General features: G+C 48.6%; 22 protein-coding genes and 1 pseudogene. All 23 read left to right on the top strand.

From position 1 onward, the window contains the following. Window positions 1-371: 371 nt before the first annotated feature. The 23 genes and pseudogenes from V2546_RS11750 to V2546_RS11640 all read left to right on the top strand — a co-directional run bounded on the left by V2546_RS11750 (window position 372) and on the right by V2546_RS11640 (window position 17,847). The gene (locus V2546_RS11750; protein WP_025544156.1) at window positions 372-560 is read left to right on the top strand and encodes a hypothetical protein; all 189 of its coding nucleotides are present in this window, start codon (window positions 372-374) and stop codon (window positions 558-560) included. After that, on the top strand, window positions 557-898 hold the full coding sequence (locus V2546_RS11745) for a DeoR family transcriptional regulator (protein WP_003020305.1): 342 nt from the start codon (window positions 557-559) through the stop codon (window positions 896-898). Before V2546_RS11750 ends, V2546_RS11745 begins: the two co-directional genes overlap by 4 nt. Continuing rightward, window positions 891-1,187 carry a DUF3847 domain-containing protein gene (locus tag V2546_RS11740; RefSeq protein ID WP_118689245.1) on the top strand — a complete coding sequence of 99 codons (297 nt, stop codon included), beginning with the start codon at window positions 891-893 and terminating at the stop codon, window positions 1,185-1,187. Before V2546_RS11745 ends, V2546_RS11740 begins: the two co-directional genes overlap by 8 nt. Before the next feature lie 310 nt (window positions 1,188-1,497). Beyond that, entirely contained in the window at window positions 1,498-1,926 is a 429-nt protein-coding gene (locus V2546_RS11735; RefSeq protein ID WP_106999796.1) for a hypothetical protein, read from the top strand. A 285-nt stretch (window positions 1,927-2,211) separates the two neighbouring features. Next, entirely contained in the window at window positions 2,212-2,442 is a 231-nt protein-coding gene (locus V2546_RS11730) for an LPXTG cell wall anchor domain-containing protein (protein ID WP_106999798.1), read from the top strand. Window positions 2,443-2,467: 25 nt separating this feature from the next. Further along, window positions 2,468-3,481: a hypothetical protein gene (locus V2546_RS11725; RefSeq protein WP_233430139.1), complete on the top strand. Its 1,014-nt coding sequence runs from the start codon at window positions 2,468-2,470 to the stop codon at window positions 3,479-3,481. A 26-nt stretch (window positions 3,482-3,507) separates the two neighbouring features. Next, entirely contained in the window at window positions 3,508-3,762 is a 255-nt protein-coding gene (locus V2546_RS11720; RefSeq protein WP_106999799.1) for a CPCC family cysteine-rich protein, read from the top strand. Between the two features lie 31 nt (window positions 3,763-3,793). After that, window positions 3,794-3,973 (top strand): hypothetical protein, encoded by a 180-nt coding sequence (locus V2546_RS11715; protein WP_233430140.1) that lies wholly within the window; start codon window positions 3,794-3,796, stop codon window positions 3,971-3,973. 22 nt (window positions 3,974-3,995) lie between these two features. Then, window positions 3,996-4,352 carry a hypothetical protein gene (locus V2546_RS11710; protein ID WP_106999800.1) on the top strand — a complete coding sequence of 119 codons (357 nt, stop codon included), beginning with the start codon at window positions 3,996-3,998 and terminating at the stop codon, window positions 4,350-4,352. A gap of 193 nt (window positions 4,353-4,545) precedes the next feature. Beyond that, window positions 4,546-6,126, top strand: coding sequence for a MobQ family relaxase (mobQ, locus tag V2546_RS11705; protein WP_329752395.1), 1,581 nt, complete (start codon window positions 4,546-4,548; stop codon window positions 6,124-6,126). 64 nt (window positions 6,127-6,190) lie between these two features. Next, on the top strand, window positions 6,191-6,835 hold the full coding sequence (locus V2546_RS11700) for a CHC2 zinc finger domain-containing protein (protein WP_106999802.1): 645 nt from the start codon (window positions 6,191-6,193) through the stop codon (window positions 6,833-6,835). Beyond that, window positions 6,804-8,141, top strand: a complete 1,338-nt coding sequence (locus tag V2546_RS11695; RefSeq protein ID WP_106999803.1) for a virulence-associated E family protein — start codon at window positions 6,804-6,806, stop codon at window positions 8,139-8,141. The genes V2546_RS11700 and V2546_RS11695 overlap by 32 nt, the downstream gene beginning before the upstream one ends. A 241-nt stretch (window positions 8,142-8,382) precedes the next feature. After that, on the top strand, window positions 8,383-8,580 hold the full coding sequence (locus tag V2546_RS11690) for a hypothetical protein (protein WP_329752394.1): 198 nt from the start codon (window positions 8,383-8,385) through the stop codon (window positions 8,578-8,580). Continuing rightward, window positions 8,581-10,251: a recombinase family protein gene (locus tag V2546_RS11685; protein ID WP_106999805.1), complete on the top strand. Its 1,671-nt coding sequence runs from the start codon at window positions 8,581-8,583 to the stop codon at window positions 10,249-10,251. Window positions 10,252-10,341: 90 nt separating this feature from the next. Then, window positions 10,342-10,428 (top strand): annotated as a pseudogene (locus V2546_RS11680) (Maff2 family mobile element protein); the annotation flags it as partial. 69 nt (window positions 10,429-10,497) lie between these two features. After that, window positions 10,498-11,367 carry a VirB6/TrbL-like conjugal transfer protein, CD1112 family gene (locus tag V2546_RS11675; protein ID WP_024724981.1) on the top strand — a complete coding sequence of 290 codons (870 nt, stop codon included), beginning with the start codon at window positions 10,498-10,500 and terminating at the stop codon, window positions 11,365-11,367. A 13-nt stretch (window positions 11,368-11,380) separates the two neighbouring features. After that, window positions 11,381-11,926, top strand: a complete 546-nt coding sequence (locus V2546_RS11670; protein WP_002589060.1) for an MT-A70 family methyltransferase — start codon at window positions 11,381-11,383, stop codon at window positions 11,924-11,926. A gap of 14 nt (window positions 11,927-11,940) precedes the next feature. Then, complete coding sequence (locus tag V2546_RS11665) at window positions 11,941-12,396, top strand: PrgI family protein (protein ID WP_002589059.1); 456 nt, start codon at window positions 11,941-11,943, stop codon at window positions 12,394-12,396. Beyond that, window positions 12,353-14,773, top strand: a complete 2,421-nt coding sequence (locus V2546_RS11660) for a VirB4-like conjugal transfer ATPase, CD1110 family (protein WP_329752402.1) — start codon at window positions 12,353-12,355, stop codon at window positions 14,771-14,773. The genes V2546_RS11665 and V2546_RS11660 overlap by 44 nt, the downstream gene beginning before the upstream one ends. Then, on the top strand, window positions 14,754-15,122 hold the full coding sequence (locus V2546_RS11655) for a hypothetical protein (protein ID WP_178720160.1): 369 nt from the start codon (window positions 14,754-14,756) through the stop codon (window positions 15,120-15,122). The genes V2546_RS11660 and V2546_RS11655 overlap by 20 nt, the downstream gene beginning before the upstream one ends. Further along, window positions 15,115-16,824 (top strand): CHAP domain-containing protein, encoded by a 1,710-nt coding sequence (locus V2546_RS11650; protein WP_329752391.1) that lies wholly within the window; start codon window positions 15,115-15,117, stop codon window positions 16,822-16,824. The genes V2546_RS11655 and V2546_RS11650 overlap by 8 nt, the downstream gene beginning before the upstream one ends. 29 nt (window positions 16,825-16,853) lie before the next feature. After that, window positions 16,854-17,105, top strand: coding sequence for a DUF4315 family protein (locus V2546_RS11645; RefSeq protein ID WP_100932261.1), 252 nt, complete (start codon window positions 16,854-16,856; stop codon window positions 17,103-17,105). Beyond that, window positions 17,095-17,847, top strand: coding sequence for a CD1107 family mobile element protein (locus V2546_RS11640; protein ID WP_329752390.1), 753 nt, complete (start codon window positions 17,095-17,097; stop codon window positions 17,845-17,847). The genes V2546_RS11645 and V2546_RS11640 overlap by 11 nt, the downstream gene beginning before the upstream one ends. Window positions 17,848-17,954: the final 107 nt, after the last annotated feature.

The following is a 17,954-nucleotide window of genomic DNA, read 5'->3' as shown; positions in this document are numbered from 1 at the left end:
ATACGGCACAGGGCACAAAAATGTTCTATGATACAGGTAGTTCATCGATGGATTATTCCAATCGAATGACCAGCCTGTGTGGGATATGCTTCCCCGGCGATGTAGCGCCATGACTTTTGGCAGGGATGTGGAGGAACTCTGACCGAAACGAGCGTACCAACGGGAGCGATACGCCGCTGTGAGATTCAGGGGAGGAACGACACCGGGGAGAACTGGCGGACTGACACCGAAATGATACCGAAACACGACAATCTGATAGGGGGACAGTCTACCCTATCGCTGATACTTCGGGAGATTTTAAGCGGCTCTATGACCGTAATTTTGCCAAAAATCGCCCCGAAACCATACACTAAAACGGAAGGAAGTGCAATATGCCGAGAATGAGTAAAAAGAGGAAGCATGAGCTTTCCTTTTACCTCAATGACCGGGGGCGTGTCACTTACAACGAATTATGCCGGAAATGCCAGCATGGGTGCAAGCAGAGCTTCCGGGCAGTTGTGGTTGACTGCCCCCGTTATTTATCCAAACGAGCAAAGAAAAAGGAGGAACACACCGAATGAATTTTGAATTTATGACGATAGACACACCACTGCCGCCCTGTATGCCCTTTCCCAGAGCGTTGACGGGATTTCCAGTCAGCAGCACCGCAAAGGTCATGTACTGCCGGATGCTGGACGCTATGCTGTCCAAAGGGCAGGAGGACGAGAACGGAATCCTGTTTGTCTGCTTCCCTGTCACAGCCATTGCCGCAGTCCTGTCCCGCAGCCCTATGACGGTCAAGCGTTCTCTGAATGAACTGGAAACCGCCGGACTTATCATGCGAGTGCGTCAGGGCGTTGGAGAACCGAATAGGATTTATGTGCTGATACCGGGAAAGGAGGACGCTGCCCTTGCCTGATACCTCAAAGCTGGAAAAGCTCAACCGGGAGCTGGAGAAAAGCGAAAAGAAACTGCGGAAAGCTATCAATGATGAAAAGGCATTGCAGCACCAGTTGAAGCAGCTTACCCGAAAGGAACGGACGCACCGGCTCTGTACCCGTGGCGGTATGCTGGAAAGTTTTCTGCAAGAGCCGGAACACCTGACAGATGATGATGTCATGCTGTTGTTGAAACTCATTTTTCACAGGCAGGACACGCAGGAACTGTTGAAAAAACTGCTGGAACGGGAGAAGCCGGAAACCCCTTAGTTTACTAAGGGCGCAATTATACACCACCCAGAGGTTGGTGCATTGCGTTCTCCGAAGGCTCCTCGCCGGAGGGCTATGATTTTCCGCAGTCATGGTCTGCTCCAAATCAAACAGGGGACGCTACGCTTCCCCTGCGCTGGCTGCCGCCAGCTACCCTTTTGTGGACTTGCCATCTGGGGACATCTTGCGTTGCAAGCTGTTCCCAGCCGACAAGTTTCATAAAATACGCTATCTTTTCAATAGGCAATACAGTATAATGAAGTCAGTAGCCAGTAACAGATTTGGGGAAAGAGGACGGTGATTTGTTATAATGAAATTTAACATACAAATGGTAGACAACACTGTGTCGTCGGAATGGTGGAAAACAATTATTCATCATTTCATCAAAGTGGGGGATAATTTTGAGATACGATGTTGGAAAGAGGAAACGGAAGAAATTTTACAAGTAAAACGGTATGGCAAAGCAATAGCGGATGGCAACGAAATATCTATCAAAGGCGCTTTTGTAGATGAGTTATTATTAGAGTTGATGGAAGAAAATCCTGCTGATAAGGAAATTTATAATAAAATGACAAAATATTTTACCATCAATGTAAAAAACGAATTATGCGATATTTGGAGTTGTCACTACGGAACCGAGATGTATATTGAGATATATTCTGATAAAGACATCTTGTTTTTTGACCAAACAATGAGACAATACCCTGACACTTCTTTTTCTATCGCAGTTTGGCAATAAGAAGCATAGATTTAAAGTCGCAGTGGGTAGGATAATTTATAACGAGGAGATGAAAATACATGGATAATAGGATTTCAAAATGGTGCAATGTTATAAGTTTGGTTTTAATTGTATGCTTCATTATAAAGACGATTTTTGACTATGGGAAATATTCAAGCACATTAACTTCAGCTCCTTTTGATATTTGGATTTTGGTAAATGCTCTATATTTTGTACTTCCGGCACTAATTATCTTTATTTTAGGGATTATTAAAAAAAGAAAAAATAAGTAAAGGAGATTAACCAATGAAAAAAATATTAGTAATTGTTGCAGGTATTGTTGGATTGATATTTGTTATTATAGGTGCTGCATTGAAGATAAATAACAATGCGATTTCTGTAATTGGAGGTGTAGATGGTCCTACATCGGTTTTTGTTGCAACAAAGTTAAATAGTTCTTCGGTTAGCATGTTTATTGTGATAGGTGTTATATTGTTGGTAGCAGCAATATTCTTCTACTTGAAAAGAAAAAAGTAAAATTGGAGGCAAAGGAGGAAAACAAATGAAGCATAAAAAGGTTCTGTTAATTGCGCTGATATGTCTGATTGGCATAGGCATTAGTAGCATTTTTTTGTTTTCTGGTCATAGACCATTCAAAGATTTAGAAGCAACAGACATTACTTCGGCGAATGTTCGGTTATCGCCTCCTGATACAACAGTTCAAATAGTAGAAACAGAGGAATTAGTATCATATCTCAAAGAAGTAGTTATTTATAATAAGGACAACTCATATACAGAATATGCCGGACAAGGGGCTGTTTTCACTCTATCGTTGGCAGACGGTTCCCAAGTGAAAATTACCGAATTCAATCCATTTATCATCATTGATGGTATTGGTTATAAATGCAAATATGAACCTTGTGAAGCTCTTAATAATTATGCTAATAGGCTTTTGCCCGATAATGATACTACAAATTTTTTAATGCCGGAAGAAGGCTATTACAGTAATGAATATGATGAAATTCTAAGAATTAAAAAGGAAGATGACGGAACATATAATATCCTCGAATATGGCATTACACATTTACTTTATGTTGAAAACGCAGTTGGAATTTATAATTCTGAGACTGGGATTCTTGAATTTAGCGGTAAAGATGACAGGGGAAATGATATAAAAGCAGAAATTGAAAATAAGGGGGATTGTCTGGAAGTCACTGTAATTCAAAGCAGTTATGAAGATATTATTGGAACAAAGCAGGAGTTTTTTCAAGTTGAAAATAACATATCTGAACAAAATTCCACTGGACTTCAATGGGATATAATTCCTATGGTCATGGTAAATAATAAGCTTTATTATGACACTGGAAAAGAAAGTACATTAGATGGTCGGTGTGGAGTAATGGACGGTAAGATTATTTCAACTGTTGATGGTTCTGAAATACCAACCCAAAATGATCAATCTAACTTTGGAACAGGGTTTGAATATCAATATGGTTCAGATGATACCATAGAAATATTTATGAATGAAAAGTGGATCGTTTTTGAACAAAGAGATGATGCAGGAATAGAAAAGTAGAATTTTAATGGAGGCTAAAATACAAAATGGGAAAATACCGATGTCCATGTTGTGGATATTTTACTTATAATGTTCCGGCAAATGAAGATTGTGGATATATCTGTCCCGTTTGTTTTTGGGAGAATGACCCGTTCATTGCTTCTGATAACGAACCAAGCGACTCTAATCATGGAATAACACTAAAAGAAGCGAAATCCAATTTCTCAAAATTTGGTGCTTGTGAAAAAGAAATGTTATATCATGTCCGACCACCAAGAAATGATGAAAAGAAAATTTCATAGCAACAATGTCGAAGTTATGGAGGGAATAAAAGTGAAGGACACTGCTAAGAGAGCAATAGTTACAGTTATTGTGTTTGTTATAATTTATGTTTTATCTGGTCCAATTATCGGATATACAAACTACGATATGTATTTGAAAGGAATTGAATTTTTATCAGCGGTAATCGGAGCAGGATGTTACTGGATAGGAAGCAATAAAAATAGTTCCTGAATTTGACAAAGGAGTTGGAAGTATGAAAAGAATAGGTACAGCATTGACTATCGTGTTCATCATCGCTGGATTTGCAATTTCCTTTTTTATTGGACACTATGTGAGCGACAAGTCACATACAGAAAGTCGAGCAGCACAATTTGATAAATATATTTCTCGTGCGATTGACACAATCGAAGATAAAGGTCTATCCATTGATGGCGCACCAGAAATGATAGCCAGCAATATTTGGGTGGCACACGAATTTTGTGATAGCCCTGAAATTTCCGCAGAACTCAGCAATCTGTGGAATACCATTGTATATGAAAAAGATGAGCTTCTCGGTCAAGAAGATGTGTTGACTGCTCAGCTGAAAAATATTTTGGAAAAATGTCAATAGTCTTTGCAAATTTTCTATTTATCATCCACTCATCAGGTCAACTTGCCCCGAACTTTTACAACTAAATACCCGCCGCCCACACAGCGGCACACCGAGCAGGAAATCTGAAAAAAGGTCTCCTGCTTTTTTTCTGCTCAAAATGAGGTGGTAAAACGCCACCCCATCCACCAAGCATAGAAAGGAGGGACACGAAATGCCCTGTCCACACAACGAAATCACGATTGTACAGCGCAGCCAGCGACAGTCTGCGGTTGCCGCCGCTGCTTACCAAAGCGGCGAAAAGCTGTTCTGTGAATACGACCAGCAAGTGAAGCACTACCCGGAAAAGCGTGGCATCGTCCACAATGAAATCCTGCTCCCACCTAATGCCCCACAGGAATATGCAGACCGCAATACCTTATGGAACGCCGCCGAAGCGGTGGAGAAGCAATGGAACTCCCAGCTTGCAAGGCGGTGGGTGCTTACCATCCCCAGAGAGATACCGCCCGACCAGTACGCTGTCCTTGTCCGGGAGTTTTGCCAGAAGCAGTTTGTTTCCAAAGGCATGATTGCTGATTTTGCCATCCATGACCCTCATCCGCCGGGACATAATCCCCACGCCCATGTCCTGCTGACCATGCGGGCAATGGACGAACATGGGAAATGGCTTCCCAAGAGTCGTAAGGTTTATGACCTTGACGAGAATGGGGAACGGATAAAGCTGCCATCCGGCAGATGGAAAAGCCACAAGGAGGATACGGTTGACTGGAACGACCAGAAGTATTGTGAAATCTGGCGGCATGAATGGGAGGTCATCCAGAACCGCTATCTGGAAGCCAATGACCGCCCGGAGCGTGTGGACTTGCGTTCCTATGCCAGACAGGGGCTTGATATAATTCCCACTGTCCATGAGGGTGCTGCTGTCCGGCAGATGGAAAAGCGTGGTATCCAGACGAATATCGGAAACCTGAACCGGGAAATCAGAGCCGCCAACCGCCTGATGAAGTCCATCCGGCAGCTTATCCAAAATCTCAAAGGCTGGATTACCGAGCTGGGAGAAAAACGGAAAGAGCTGCTTGCACAAAAAGCGGCGGAGGAAGCGACACTTCTTCCCAATCTGCTGATGAAATATATGGAGATACGAAAGGAAGAACGGAAGGACTGGACAAGGGCTGGACAGAACCGGGGGACTTCACAGGACTTAAAGGCAGTCAGCGAAGCCCTGTCTTATCTCCGGCAAAAGGGGCTTTCCACTGTGGAGGACTTAGAAGCATTTCTGGAATCTTCCGGGAAATCAGCCGCAGATTACCGCAGTCAGATGAAGCCAAAGGAAGCCCGCAGCAAAGTGATTGACGGGATTCTTTCCAGCCGGACAGACTGCAAGGAATGTAAGCCTGTCTATGAGAAGTACCAGAAGATATTTTTCAAGAAAACAAAGGAGAAATTCAAACAGGAACACCCGGAGGTTGCCCGGTATGCGAAAGCCGCCGCCTATCTTGCCAAGCACCCGGACGATAAGGATAAAACGAAAAATGAGTTACAACAGGAGCATGAAACGCTTCTTAGCGAAATCGCAGAGCTGAAAGTACCGCTGACCGAGGTACAGGAGGATTTGAAGAAGCTGCGGGACATCCGCTACTGGGTACGGAAAGCCACACCCGGCACAGAGGAAAGCAAAGAGCCGCCCAGGAAGCAGCCCATCAAAGAAGCCTTGCAGGATAAGGCGGACGAGAAAAAAGTCCAAAGAACCGCCCCGGCGCAGACGAAACACAGACAACATGATATGGAACTTTAACAGGCACTTGCCATTTTCAAGCAGAGAATGTCAGGTGCTTTTTTCTTTTTAAGGAGGGATAGATTTGAATGTATTTGAAGCTGTGAAGCAGTCCGTCACAACCAGACAGGCTGCGGAGCATTATGGAATCCATGTAGGTCGGAACGGAATGGCTTGCTGCCCGTTCCATAACGATAAAAACCCAAGCATGAAGCTGGATAGGCGTTACCACTGCTTCGGCTGCGGTGCGGATGGGGATGTGATTGATTTTGCCGCCGCCCTGTATGGGCTGGGAAAGAAAGAAGCCGCCGTACAACTGGCACAGGACTTCGGGCTTTCCTATGAGGACTGGAAACCGCCGGGAAAGGCGAAAAAGCCCAAGCCCCGGCAGAAATCCCCGGAGGAACAGTTTCAGGAAGCAAAGAACCGCTGCTTCCGTATTCTTTCTGATTATCTCCACCTGCTCCGGGCATGGAGAAAGGACTACGCCCCGCACTCCCCGGAGGAAGCCTTTCATCCCCGGTTTGCGGAAGCCTTACAAAAGCAAGCCCATGTGGAATATCTGCTGGATGTGCTGCTGTTCGGGGAGACGGAGGAAAAAGCGGCTTTGATTACGGACTATGGAAAGGATGTGATACAGCTTGAACAGCGAATGGCAGAGCTTGCAGCCGCAGACGCAGCAAGAACTAAAAAATACCATGAACGCCATGCAGCCGCCTCAGAGCGTTGAGGAAATCAAGGCGGGGCTGGAAACCACCGAGAAAGGCGGTGTCCGTCAGAGCATACGGAACTGCCTGACCGTATTCCAGCGTGACCCGCTGCTTTCCGGGGCTATCGCATACAACATCCTGACCGACCGCAAGGACATCATAAAACCCATCGGTTTCCACAGGGACAGCACCGCTCTGAATGATACGGATATGAAGTATCTGCTTCTTTATCTGGAAGAAACCTACGGGCTTACCAATGAGAAAAAGATTGATAACGCCATCGGGATTGTGGCGAATGAAAACAAGTACCACCCCATCCGGGACTACCTCAATACACTTGTGTGGGACGGTACAGAGCGAATCCGCTTCTGCCTGCGGCACTTTCTGGGGGCTGACGCAGACGATTACACCTATGAAGCGTTGAAGCTGTTCCTGCTGGGTGCAGTCTCACGAGCCTTTCAGCCGGGGTGCAAGTTTGAAATCATGCTCTGTCTGGTCGGCGGTCAGGGGGCTGGCAAGTCCACCTTCTTCCGTCTGCTGGCAGTCCGGGACGAGTGGTTCTCCGATGATTTGCGGAAGCTGGACGATGACAATGTTTACCGCAAGCTGCAAGGTCACTGGATTATCGAAATGTCGGAAATGATGGCAACCGCCAACGCCAAGAGCATTGAGGAAATCAAGTCATTTTTAAGTCGGCAGAAAGAGGTTTACAAGATACCCTATGAAACCCATCCGGCAGACCGCCCCAGACAATGCGTGTTTGGCGGCACTTCCAATGCCCTTGATTTTCTTCCCCTTGACCGTTCCGGCAACCGCCGCTTTATCCCCGTCATGGTGTACCCGGAGCAAGCCGAGGTTCACATTTTGGAGGACGAAGCTGCTTCCAGAGCCTATATCGGGCAGATGTGGGCGGAAGCGATGGAGATTTACCGAAGCGGCAGGTTCAAGCTGGCTTTCAGCCCCGCCATGCAGCGGTATCTCAAAGAACACCAGCGGGATTTTATGCCGGAGGACACCAAAGCCGGAATGATACAGGCGTATCTTGATAAGTACACCGGGAGCATGGTCTGCTCCAAGCAGCTTTACAAGGAAGCCTTGAACCACACCTTTGACGAGCCGAAGCAATGGGAAATCCGGGAAATCAACGAGATTATGAACCAGTGCATTACTGGCTGGCGGTACTTCCCGAACCCAAGAATGTTTTCCGAATATGGCAGACAAAAGGGCTGGGAGCGTGAAAACCCGGCAACGGATTCCGGCAACCCGTCTGAAAAAACGATGGACGGTTTTGTGGAGGTCACAGAACAGATGGAGCTTCCATTCTGAAAATGACAGCCCGTTGCACCCCCTATTGCTATCCCGTTGCCGAGCCGGTTGCCGGGGAAAATCCCTTATTTCCGGGATTTTCTCCCCTATGACAACCAAAACAACAGAAAAATAAAAGAAAAGTATAAATAGTAACCACCGCCAGATTGAGATTGTTTGCAAGGTCTTTTGAAGCCCGTTGCCGGACTTCGTTGCCGACACCCTCTGTCTGGCTATTTTCATGTATGGAGGATAACTGCCTATGGCAAAAAACAAAACAGAGATTCATGTTACAACAGTGTTTGACGGGGAGCTGGACGCAACCGATGTGTTCGTCAGCCTGATTTCCCAGAAATACGGAAAAACAAATGTGAAAGAATATCTTGCTAAAAAGAAAGATATGAGCTATAATGAAGATGAGGTTCAAAAGAGCCAGATACCGTCTGGATTGTGTGGGTAAATGGCTATGATGAACGAAATGGAATATAGAACAATCGGAAAGGCACTTGCCGGGGGCTATCGTGCAGCGGTCTATTGCAGGCTGTCAAAGGACGATGACCTGCAAGGCGAAAGTGCCAGTATCGCAAACCAGCGTGATATGCTGGAAAAATACTGCGAAAAGCAGGGATGGGAGGTTGTGGCAGTCTATCAGGACGATGGCTTCACAGGTCTTAACATGGAGCGTCCTGATTTACAGAGGATGTTGAGAGCCATTGAGCGCAGGCAAATCAACCTTGTTATCACGAAAGACCTCAGCCGACTGGGGCGGAACTATCTGCAAACCGGGCATTTGATTGAGGACTTTTTCCCAAGAAACGGTGTCCGCTATATCGCCATGAATGATGGTATCGACACCCTGCGGGATAACAACGACATCGCCCCGTTCAAAAATATCCTGAACGAGATGTACAGCAAGGATATTTCCAAGAAAGTCCATTCCTCTTATCTTCTGAAAGCGCAGAAAGGACAGTTTACCGGGTGTCTTGCCCCGTTTGGGTATCGGAAAGACCCGGAGGACAAAAACCATCTGCTCATTGACGAGGAAACCGCCCCGATTGTGCGGCTGATTTTCGGATATGCCATGAACGGTCATGGTCCGAACTATATCCGCAGACGGCTGGAGGAAGAAAAAATCCCCTGCCCCACATGGTGGAACCGGGAACGGGGGCTTCGCAATACCCGTACCAAATGGGAAAAGAAAGACCCGGAAAACGGGCGGTATATGTGGGACTTCTCCGTTATCAAAGACCTTTTGATGAATCCCGTCTACACCGGGGCGATTGCTTCCCAGAAAAAAGACTACCGCTTCAAAATCGGCACGATTGGGGAAAAGAAGCCGGAGGACTGGATTGTGGTGGAGGGACAGCATGAACCGCTGATTGACCGCATGAGTTTTGACATTGTGCAGAACAAGCTGAAATCCCGCCAGCGTCCGGGGCAGACCAATGAAATCAGCCTGTTTGCCGGACTGCTAAAATGCGGCGAGTGTGGGAAGTCGCTGACGGTACGCTACACAAACGCAAAACATCCCCAGCGGATATACTCCTGCAAGACCTACAATGCCTTTGGAAAGAACCACTGCACCCAGCACCGGATTGATTATGACACCCTTTACAGCCATGTGCTGCGGAAAATACGGGAATGTGCCAGAGCTGCCCTGATGGACGGGGAAGCGGTTGCCGACCGCCTGACCAATACCTGTGAAGCCGAGCAGCGGGAACAGCGGGAAGCAATGGAACGCTCCCTTACAAGGGACGAGGAACGGATTGAGGTTCTGGACAAAATGGTCATGCGGCTTTATGAGGATATGATTGCAGGGCGTATCAGTGAGCAGAACTTCAACACCATGCTGGAAAAGACACAGACCGAGCAGACGGAGCTTAAAACCAGAGTGTCCGAAGGCAGAAAGCGGCTGTCCGATGAAGTCCAGCTTGCCAATGACGCAAAACAATGGGTGGAAGCCATTCAGGAATACGCCAACCTCACAGAGCTGGACGCAGCCACCCTTAACCGCTTAATCAAAGAAATCGTCGTGCATGAGCGCATTGACGAAGATAAAACAAGACACATTTCTATCGAAATTCATTTTAATCTCAAACCCATCCCGGAGGTGGAACAGGTCACTGCCTGACCTGCCCCGCCGGGACGGTTCTCTTAAAAACACCATATAGATTTTTTGTACGCCGCCGCCCGCCATCGAGCAGAGTTTTACACCTAATTGGGGATAAAACAGCTCATGGCCGGTGCTGGTGTAGCCGTGGTAGGCATGGTCCTTGTACCTCTGCTCTCCGGGCTTTTCTCTGTCTAAGCGTCTCCGTATGAAATCCTTGCCGCTCCCGCAGTTTTGCGGGGGCGGCGGAAAGGAGGTTGACACCGTATGGATTTCTTACTTGAAGCCCTGACAAATTGGCTGAAAGAAATGCTGGTGGGCGGCATTATGAGCAACCTTTCGGGGATGTTTGACAGTGTAAACCAGCAGGTCGCGGATATATCCGTACAGGTAGGCCAGACCCCACAGGGATGGAATGGCAGTATTTTCAGCATGATTGAGAATCTGTCCAACTCCATCATGGTGCCGATTGCAGGCGTGATCCTGGCTATCGTGATGACCGTAGACCTGATCCAGATGATCGCAGACAAGAACAACCTGCATGATGTGGACACCTGGATGATTTTCAAGTGGGTGTTCAAATCAGCCGCTGCCATCCTCATTGTCACAAATACATGGAATATCGTGATGGGCGTCTTTGATATGGCGCAGAGCGTAGTGGCGCAGGCGGCAGGGGTTATCAATTCGGATGCGTCCATTGACATTTCCTCAGTTATGACCGATCTGGAACCGAGGCTGATGGAAATGGATCTGGGACCGCTGTTCGGACTGTGGTTCCAATCCCTCTTTATTGGCATTACTATGTGGGCGTTATATATCTGTATCTTTATCGTTATTTATGGCCGTATGATCGAAATCTACCTTGTGACTTCGGTGGCTCCCGTTCCAATGGCTGCAATGATGGGTAAAGAATGGGGCGGTATGGGACAGAATTACCTCCGATCCCTGCTGGCGCTGGGCTTTCAGGCGTTTCTCATTATCGTCTGCGTGGCAATTTATGCTGTGCTGGTGCAGAACATCGCTCTGGAAGATGACATCATCATGGCAATCTGGAGCTGCGTGGGCTACACCGTACTGCTGTGCTTTACGCTGTTCAAAACCGGCAGTCTCGCAAAATCAGTCTTTCAGGCGCACTAAAGGAGGGTTCTGTATGAAAAAATATCAAATCATTTACGCAGACCCGCCATGGAACTACAAAGTATATTCCAAGAAAGGATTGGGACGCAGTGCAGAAAGTCACTATCCGACCATGAGTATCGAGGATATTTGTGCGCTGCCAGTAGGCAACTTGGCGGATAAAGACTGTGCCTTGTTTTTATGGGTCACGATTCCATGTTTACTGGAAGGTCTCTCAGTTCTGAAGGCATGGGGATTTACCTATAAAACCGTCGGCTTTGTTTGGGTAAAGCAAAATCGAAAGGCAGATAGCTTGTTCTGGGGAATGGGATATTGGACGCGCTCCAATGTGGAACTTTGTATCCTCGCAACGAAAGGACATCCCAAGCGTATAAACGCAGCTGTTCATCAGGTCATTGTCTCTCACATTGAAGAACATTCAAAAAAACCGCAGGAAGCCAGAGAACGCATTGTCTCATTGATGGGTGATCTCCCGCGCATAGAACTGTTTGCTCGTCAATCCACACCCGGTTGGGATGTGTGGGGAAATGAAGTGGACAGCTCTATTTCATTCCCATAAAGGAGGTGGATAATATGGCTTATGTACCCGTACCCAAAGATTTAACCAAAGTCAAAACCAAGGTCATGTTCAATCTGACACGAAGGCAGCTGGTCTGCTTTACCGCCGGGGCGCTTGTAGGTGTACCGCTGTTCTTGTGGCTCCGTGAGCCTGCGGGAAACAGCATGGCTGCCATGTGTATGATGCTGGTCATGATGCCCTTCTTCCTGCTGGCAATGTATGAAAAGCATGGACAGCCCCTGGAAAAGATCGTCGGCAACATCCTCAAAGTAGCTGTGATCCGTCCCAAGCAGCGTCCCTACCAGACCAATAACTTTTATGCCGTATTAAAGCGGCAGGAAATGCTCGATAAGGAGGTGTATGACATTGTTCACCGCAATGAAAAGCTGGCTGCGCCGTCTGCTGGGAAAACCGGAAGAAAAGACCGTGCATCCGGTAAAGACAAAGAAAAAGCTGTCCCGCGCCGATAAGAAGCAGATCGAAGCGGCCATTGCCCGCGCCAACCGCACGGACAAAAAAGGAAAATCGGCACAGGACAGTATCCCCTATGAACGAATGTGGCCGGACGGGATCTGCCGCGTATCGGACAGCCACTACACAAAGACCATTCAGTTTCAGGACATCAACTATCAGCTCTCCCAAAATGAAGATAAGACCGCGATCTTTGAGGGCTGGTGTGATTTCCTCAATTATTTCGACAGCTCGATTCACTTCCAGCTGTCTTTTTTGAACCTTGCTGCATCGGAGGAGACCTTTGCCAACTCCATTTCCATTCCGCCCCAGGGGGATGCCTTTGACAGTATCCGTGAGGAATATACCACGATGCTGCAAAATCAGCTGGTCAGAGGCAACAACGGTCTCATCAAGACCAAATACCTGACCTTTGGTATCAACGCTGACAGCATCAAAGCCGCCAAGCCCCGTCTGGAGCGTATTGAGACCGATATACTCAATAACTTCAAGCGTCTTGGTGTAGCCGCCAGAACATTGGACGGTAAGGAAAGGCTTTCCCAGCTTCATGCGGTATTCCACATGGATGAACAGCTCCCGTTTCAGTTTGAATGGGACTGGCTGGCTCCTTCCGGCCTGTCCACGAAAGATTTTATTGCACCAAGCTCCTTTGAGTTCCGCACCGGCAAGCAGTTCCGTATGGGCAAGAAATACGGGGCTGTTTCTTTTTTGCAGATTTTAGCCCCAGAGCTGAATGACCGTCTGCTGGCTGATTTTCTGGATATGGAAAGCTCGCTCATTGTGAGTATGCACATTCAGTCGGTGGATCAGGTGAAAGCCATCAAAACGGTAAAGCGTAAGATTACCGATCTGGACCGCAGTAAGATTGAGGAACAGAAAAAAGCAGTCCGCGCCGGATACGACATGGACATCATTCCTTCTGACCTTGCCACCTACGGCAGCGAAGCGAAAAAGCTGTTGCAGGATTTGCAGAGCCGAAACGAGAGAATGTTCCTGGTCTCCTTTTTGGTGCTGAACACAGCGGACACCCCCCGTCAGCTTGGCAACAACATCTTTCAGGCAGGCTCTATTGCCCAGAAGTATAACTGCCAGCTGACCAGACTGGACTTCCAGCAGGAAGAAGGGCTGATGAGCTGTCTGCCCCTGGGACTCAATCAGATCGAGATTCAGCGAGGGCTGACCACCAGTTCTACGGCTATCTTTGTACCATTCACCACACAGGAATTATTCCAGAACGGCAAGGAAGCCCTGTACTACGGCATCAATGCCCTGTCCAACAACCTCATCATGGTGGATAGAAAGCTGCTGAAAAACCCCAACGGCTTGATTTTGGGTACGCCGGGTTCCGGTAAGTCTTTCAGCGCCAAGCGTGAGATTGCCAACTGCTTTTTGCTTACCAATGATGATGTCATCATCTGTGACCCGGAAGCGGAGTACGCACCTCTGGTGGATCGTCTGCATGGGCAGGTCATCAAGATCTCGCCTACCTCAACCAACTACATCAATCCGATGGATCTGAACCTGGACTATTCGGATGATGAAAGCCCGCTGTCCCTCAAGTCTGACTTTATCCTCAGCTTGTGTGAGCTGATCGTGGGCGGTAAGGACGGATTGCAGCCGGTGCAGAAAACCATCATCGACCGTTGTGTGCGTCTGGTCTATCAGACCTACCTCAATGACCCGCGCCCGGAGAATATGCCCATACTGGAGGACCTATATAACCTGCTCCGTTCACAGGAGGAAAAGGAAGCCCAGTATATCGCCACGGCCCTTGAAATCTATGTAACCGGCTCCCTCAATGTGTTCAATCACCAGAGCAATGTGGACATCAATAACCGCATTGTCTGCTATGACATCAAGGAGCTGGGCAAGCAGCTGAAGAAAATCGGGATGCTGGTGGTACAGGATCAGGTGTGGAACCGCGTTACCATCAACCGTGCCGCCCACAAATCCACCCGTTACTACATCGACGAAATGCACCTGCTGCTGAAAGAGGAACAGACCGCTGCCTATACGGTGGAAATCTGGAAGCGATTCCGTAAATGGGGCGGTATTCCGACAGGTATCACCCAGAATGTCAAAGACCTTTTGAGCAGCCGCGAGGTAGAGAACATCTTTGAAAACTCCGACTTCGTGTATATGCTCAACCAGGCTGGCGGGGACCGGCAGATTCTCGCCAAGCAGCTGGGCATTTCCCCGCACCAGCTTAGCTATGTGACCCACTCCGGCGAGGGTGAAGGGCTTTTGTTCTACGGCTCCACCATCCTGCCCTTCGTGGACCACTTCCCGAAAAACACCGAACTCTATGCCATAATGACCACCAAACCGTTGGACTTAAAAAAGGAGGATGAACAGCATGACAAAGAAAGAAATTGAAAAAGGCGCAGGTCTGCTTCTGGCCGCTGTCAGCGGCTGTGAGCAGATGGTGGAACTGCTTCGCGCCGCCGTCCATTACTGCTATGAGCAGGAAAAGACAGCAAAAAGTCTCACGCCCAAGGGCTATGCTGGATTTACCCGGATTCACCATATCTGGACAGAGGGCATACCGGATGTTCCCAAGCTGTTTATGGGCAGCCCAATTCAGGATCGGGACATGGCAAGAGGAACCCTGATGGCGCTTTTCCTGTCCACAACGGTCTTTCCGGCAGAAACCATTCAGATTCCGGTATATGCGGAAACCTGTGTGCTGCTGGATGACCTGATGGCGGGTGGCTGGTATGCGTAAGGAACCGCGCCTGCACTTTACAGACGAGGAACGCGCTGACCCGGCGCTGGAAAAGCCCATCCGCAAGGCTGACCGGGCCGCCGCCAAAGCAGACAGGGCGCAGGCGAAAATCCCCAAAAAGCAGGTGCGGCAAAAGACGGTGGACCCTAAGACCGGCAAAGTGACCACCAAACTGGTGCTGGAGGACAAGAAAAAACCGCCCTCCAAGCTGTCCCATGCGGTCCGGGATGCTCCGGGAGATGCGGTGCTGGGGAAACTCCATAAGGAAATCCGTGAAACGGAACAGGACAATGTGGGCGTGGAGAGCGCCCACAAGTCTGAGGAAAGCGCAGAGACCGGCGTTAGGCTGGTCCGGGAAGGCTATCGCAGCCACAAGCTGAAGCCGTACCGCAAAGCAGCCCAGGCAGAGCGTCAACTGGAAAAGGCAAATGTAAATGTTCTGTACCAGAAATCTTTGCAGGAAAATCCCCAGTTTGCCAGCAACCCTCTTTCCCGCTGGCAGCAAAAGCAGGCCATCAAAAAGCAGTATGCCGCCGCCAAACACGCCGGTCAGACTGCCGGAAATACCGCCCAGGCTGCATCCAAAACCGGAAAAGCCGCAAGGACGGTAAAAGAAAAGGCACAGCAGGCAGGGGCGTTCGTCATGCGCCACAAGAAGGGTTTCCTGATGGCAGGGGTTTTGTTCCTCATTACCTGTATGCTGATGAATACCATGTCCTCTTGCTCCATGATGGCGCAGAGCATCGGTTCCGTTCTCTCCGGCACCACCTATCCGTCGGATGACCCGGAAATGCTGGCAGTGGAGGCAGATTATGCAGCCAGAGAAGTCCAGTTGCAGGAGGAAATCGACAACATTGAAAACAGCCACCCAGGGTATGACGAGTATCGCTATGACCTTGGTATGATCGGCCATGACCCCCATGAGCTGGCGGCAGTTCTCTCTGCTGTCTTGCAAGGCTATACACGCCACAGCGCACAGGCAGAGCTGGATCGTGTGTTTGATGCACAGTATCAGCTTACGCTGAGAGAAGAAATTCAGATTCGCACTTACACTGACGAAGATGGTGATGAGCATGAATATGAATATCGTATTCTCCATGTAACTTTAACAAGCCGTTCCATTGCCTCTCTTGCGCCAGAACTACTGACTCCGGAGCAGATGGAGATGTACCAGGTCTACCGACAGACTATGGGCAATAAGCCGCTGTTATTTGGTGGCGGTTCTCCCGATACAGGTGTTTCTGAAGATTTGACTGGTGTTGAATTTATCAATGGCACCCGCCCCGGCAATCCGCAGCTGGTGGAACTGGCGAAAAGTCAGGTGGGCAATGTGGGAGGACAACCTTATTGGAGATGGTACGGCTTTGACTCCCGTGTGGAATGGTGTGCCTGCTTTGTATCATGGTGCTATGGTCAATCCGGTCGAACGGAACCACGCTTTGCTGGTTGTCAGTCTCAGGGTGTTCCGTGGTTCCAGTCTCATGGACAGTGGGGCGCACGAGGATATGAAAACATCGCCCCCGGTGATGCTATTTTCTTCGATTGGGATCTGGATGGTTCCGCAGACCATGTGGGAATTGTTGTCGGCACCGATGGCAGCCGTGTTTATACCGTGGAGGGAAATTCCGGCGATGCCTGCAAGATCAAGAGTTATGACCTGAATTATCAAAGCATTAAGGGCTACGGCCTGATGAACTGGTAACCGAGATTTATTAGAAGGAGTGATAGACGATGGCAAAGAACAAAATTGAACGCATTGACCAGGAGATTACAAAGGTTCGCGAGAAGATCGCAGAGTATCAGGAAAAGCTCAAGGCGCTGGAGGCACAGAAAACCGAGGCGGAAAATCTGGAGATTGTCCAGATGGTGCGCGCCCTGCGTATGACCCCGGCTCAGCTAAGCGCCATGCTGTCCGGAGGCATAGTTCCCGGCAGTATGGTGGATGACAACAACGAACAGGAGGAAAACAGCTATGAGGAATAAACGATTGCTCCGAACACTTTCAGCCCTTTGCCTGACGCTGGTTCTGGCATCGGGCTTTACCGTTCCCGCTTTTGCCCAGGGCGCAGCGCCGCCCCCGGCAGAGGATACCACCAATGACAGCAATGTGGTGGTGGAAGAACCCGAAAAAGCACCTCCGCTGACCCCGGATGGCAATGCTGCTCTGGTGGATGATTTTGGTGGCAACAAGCAGCTCATTACCGTTACCACCAAGGCAGGCAACTATTTTTATATCCTGATCGACAGGGCCAACGAGGATAAAAAGACTGCTGTTCACTTTCTGAACCAGGTGGATGAAGCGGACCTGATGGCGCTGATGGAAGATGGAAATGCCAAAGAGGAGCCGCCAGCTGTGTGCAGCTGCACGAAGAAATGTGAAGCAGGGGCAGTTAATACGGCCTGCCCGGTCTGTGTAACTGATAAGAGTAAATGTACGGGAAAAGCACCGGAACCTCTGGCAGAAACACCGGAGCCGGAAAAAGAGAAGCCTGCCGGACTGAACCCGGCTGCCCTGATCCTTCTGCTAGCTCTGCTGGGCGGCGGTGGCGTATTTGCCTACTTGAAGCTCGTTAAGAATAAGCCTAAGACCAAGGGCAATGACAGTCTGGACGATTATGATTATGGCGAGGAAGATTCCGAGGAATGGGAAACCGAGGATGAAGAAGTCCTTGATACTGATGTTGAAGATATTGAGGCTGACGAAACTGAGGAAACTGAAAAGTAACAATCATGTGCAGACAGAAGGACGGAAAAAGTTTCCGTCCTTCTTCTCTGTTTGATGTACTTCTACTACTCTCTCACCACTGGTATCAGAGTTAAAGAACTTCATTA

The organism is Clostridium sp. CM74B_53 (assembly GCF_036318045.1).
Classification (GTDB): Bacteria; Bacillota; Clostridia; order Lachnospirales; family Lachnospiraceae; genus Pilosibacter.
Note: the sequence above shows the minus strand (reverse complement) of the source record. Positions and strands in the feature narration are given on the sequence as shown.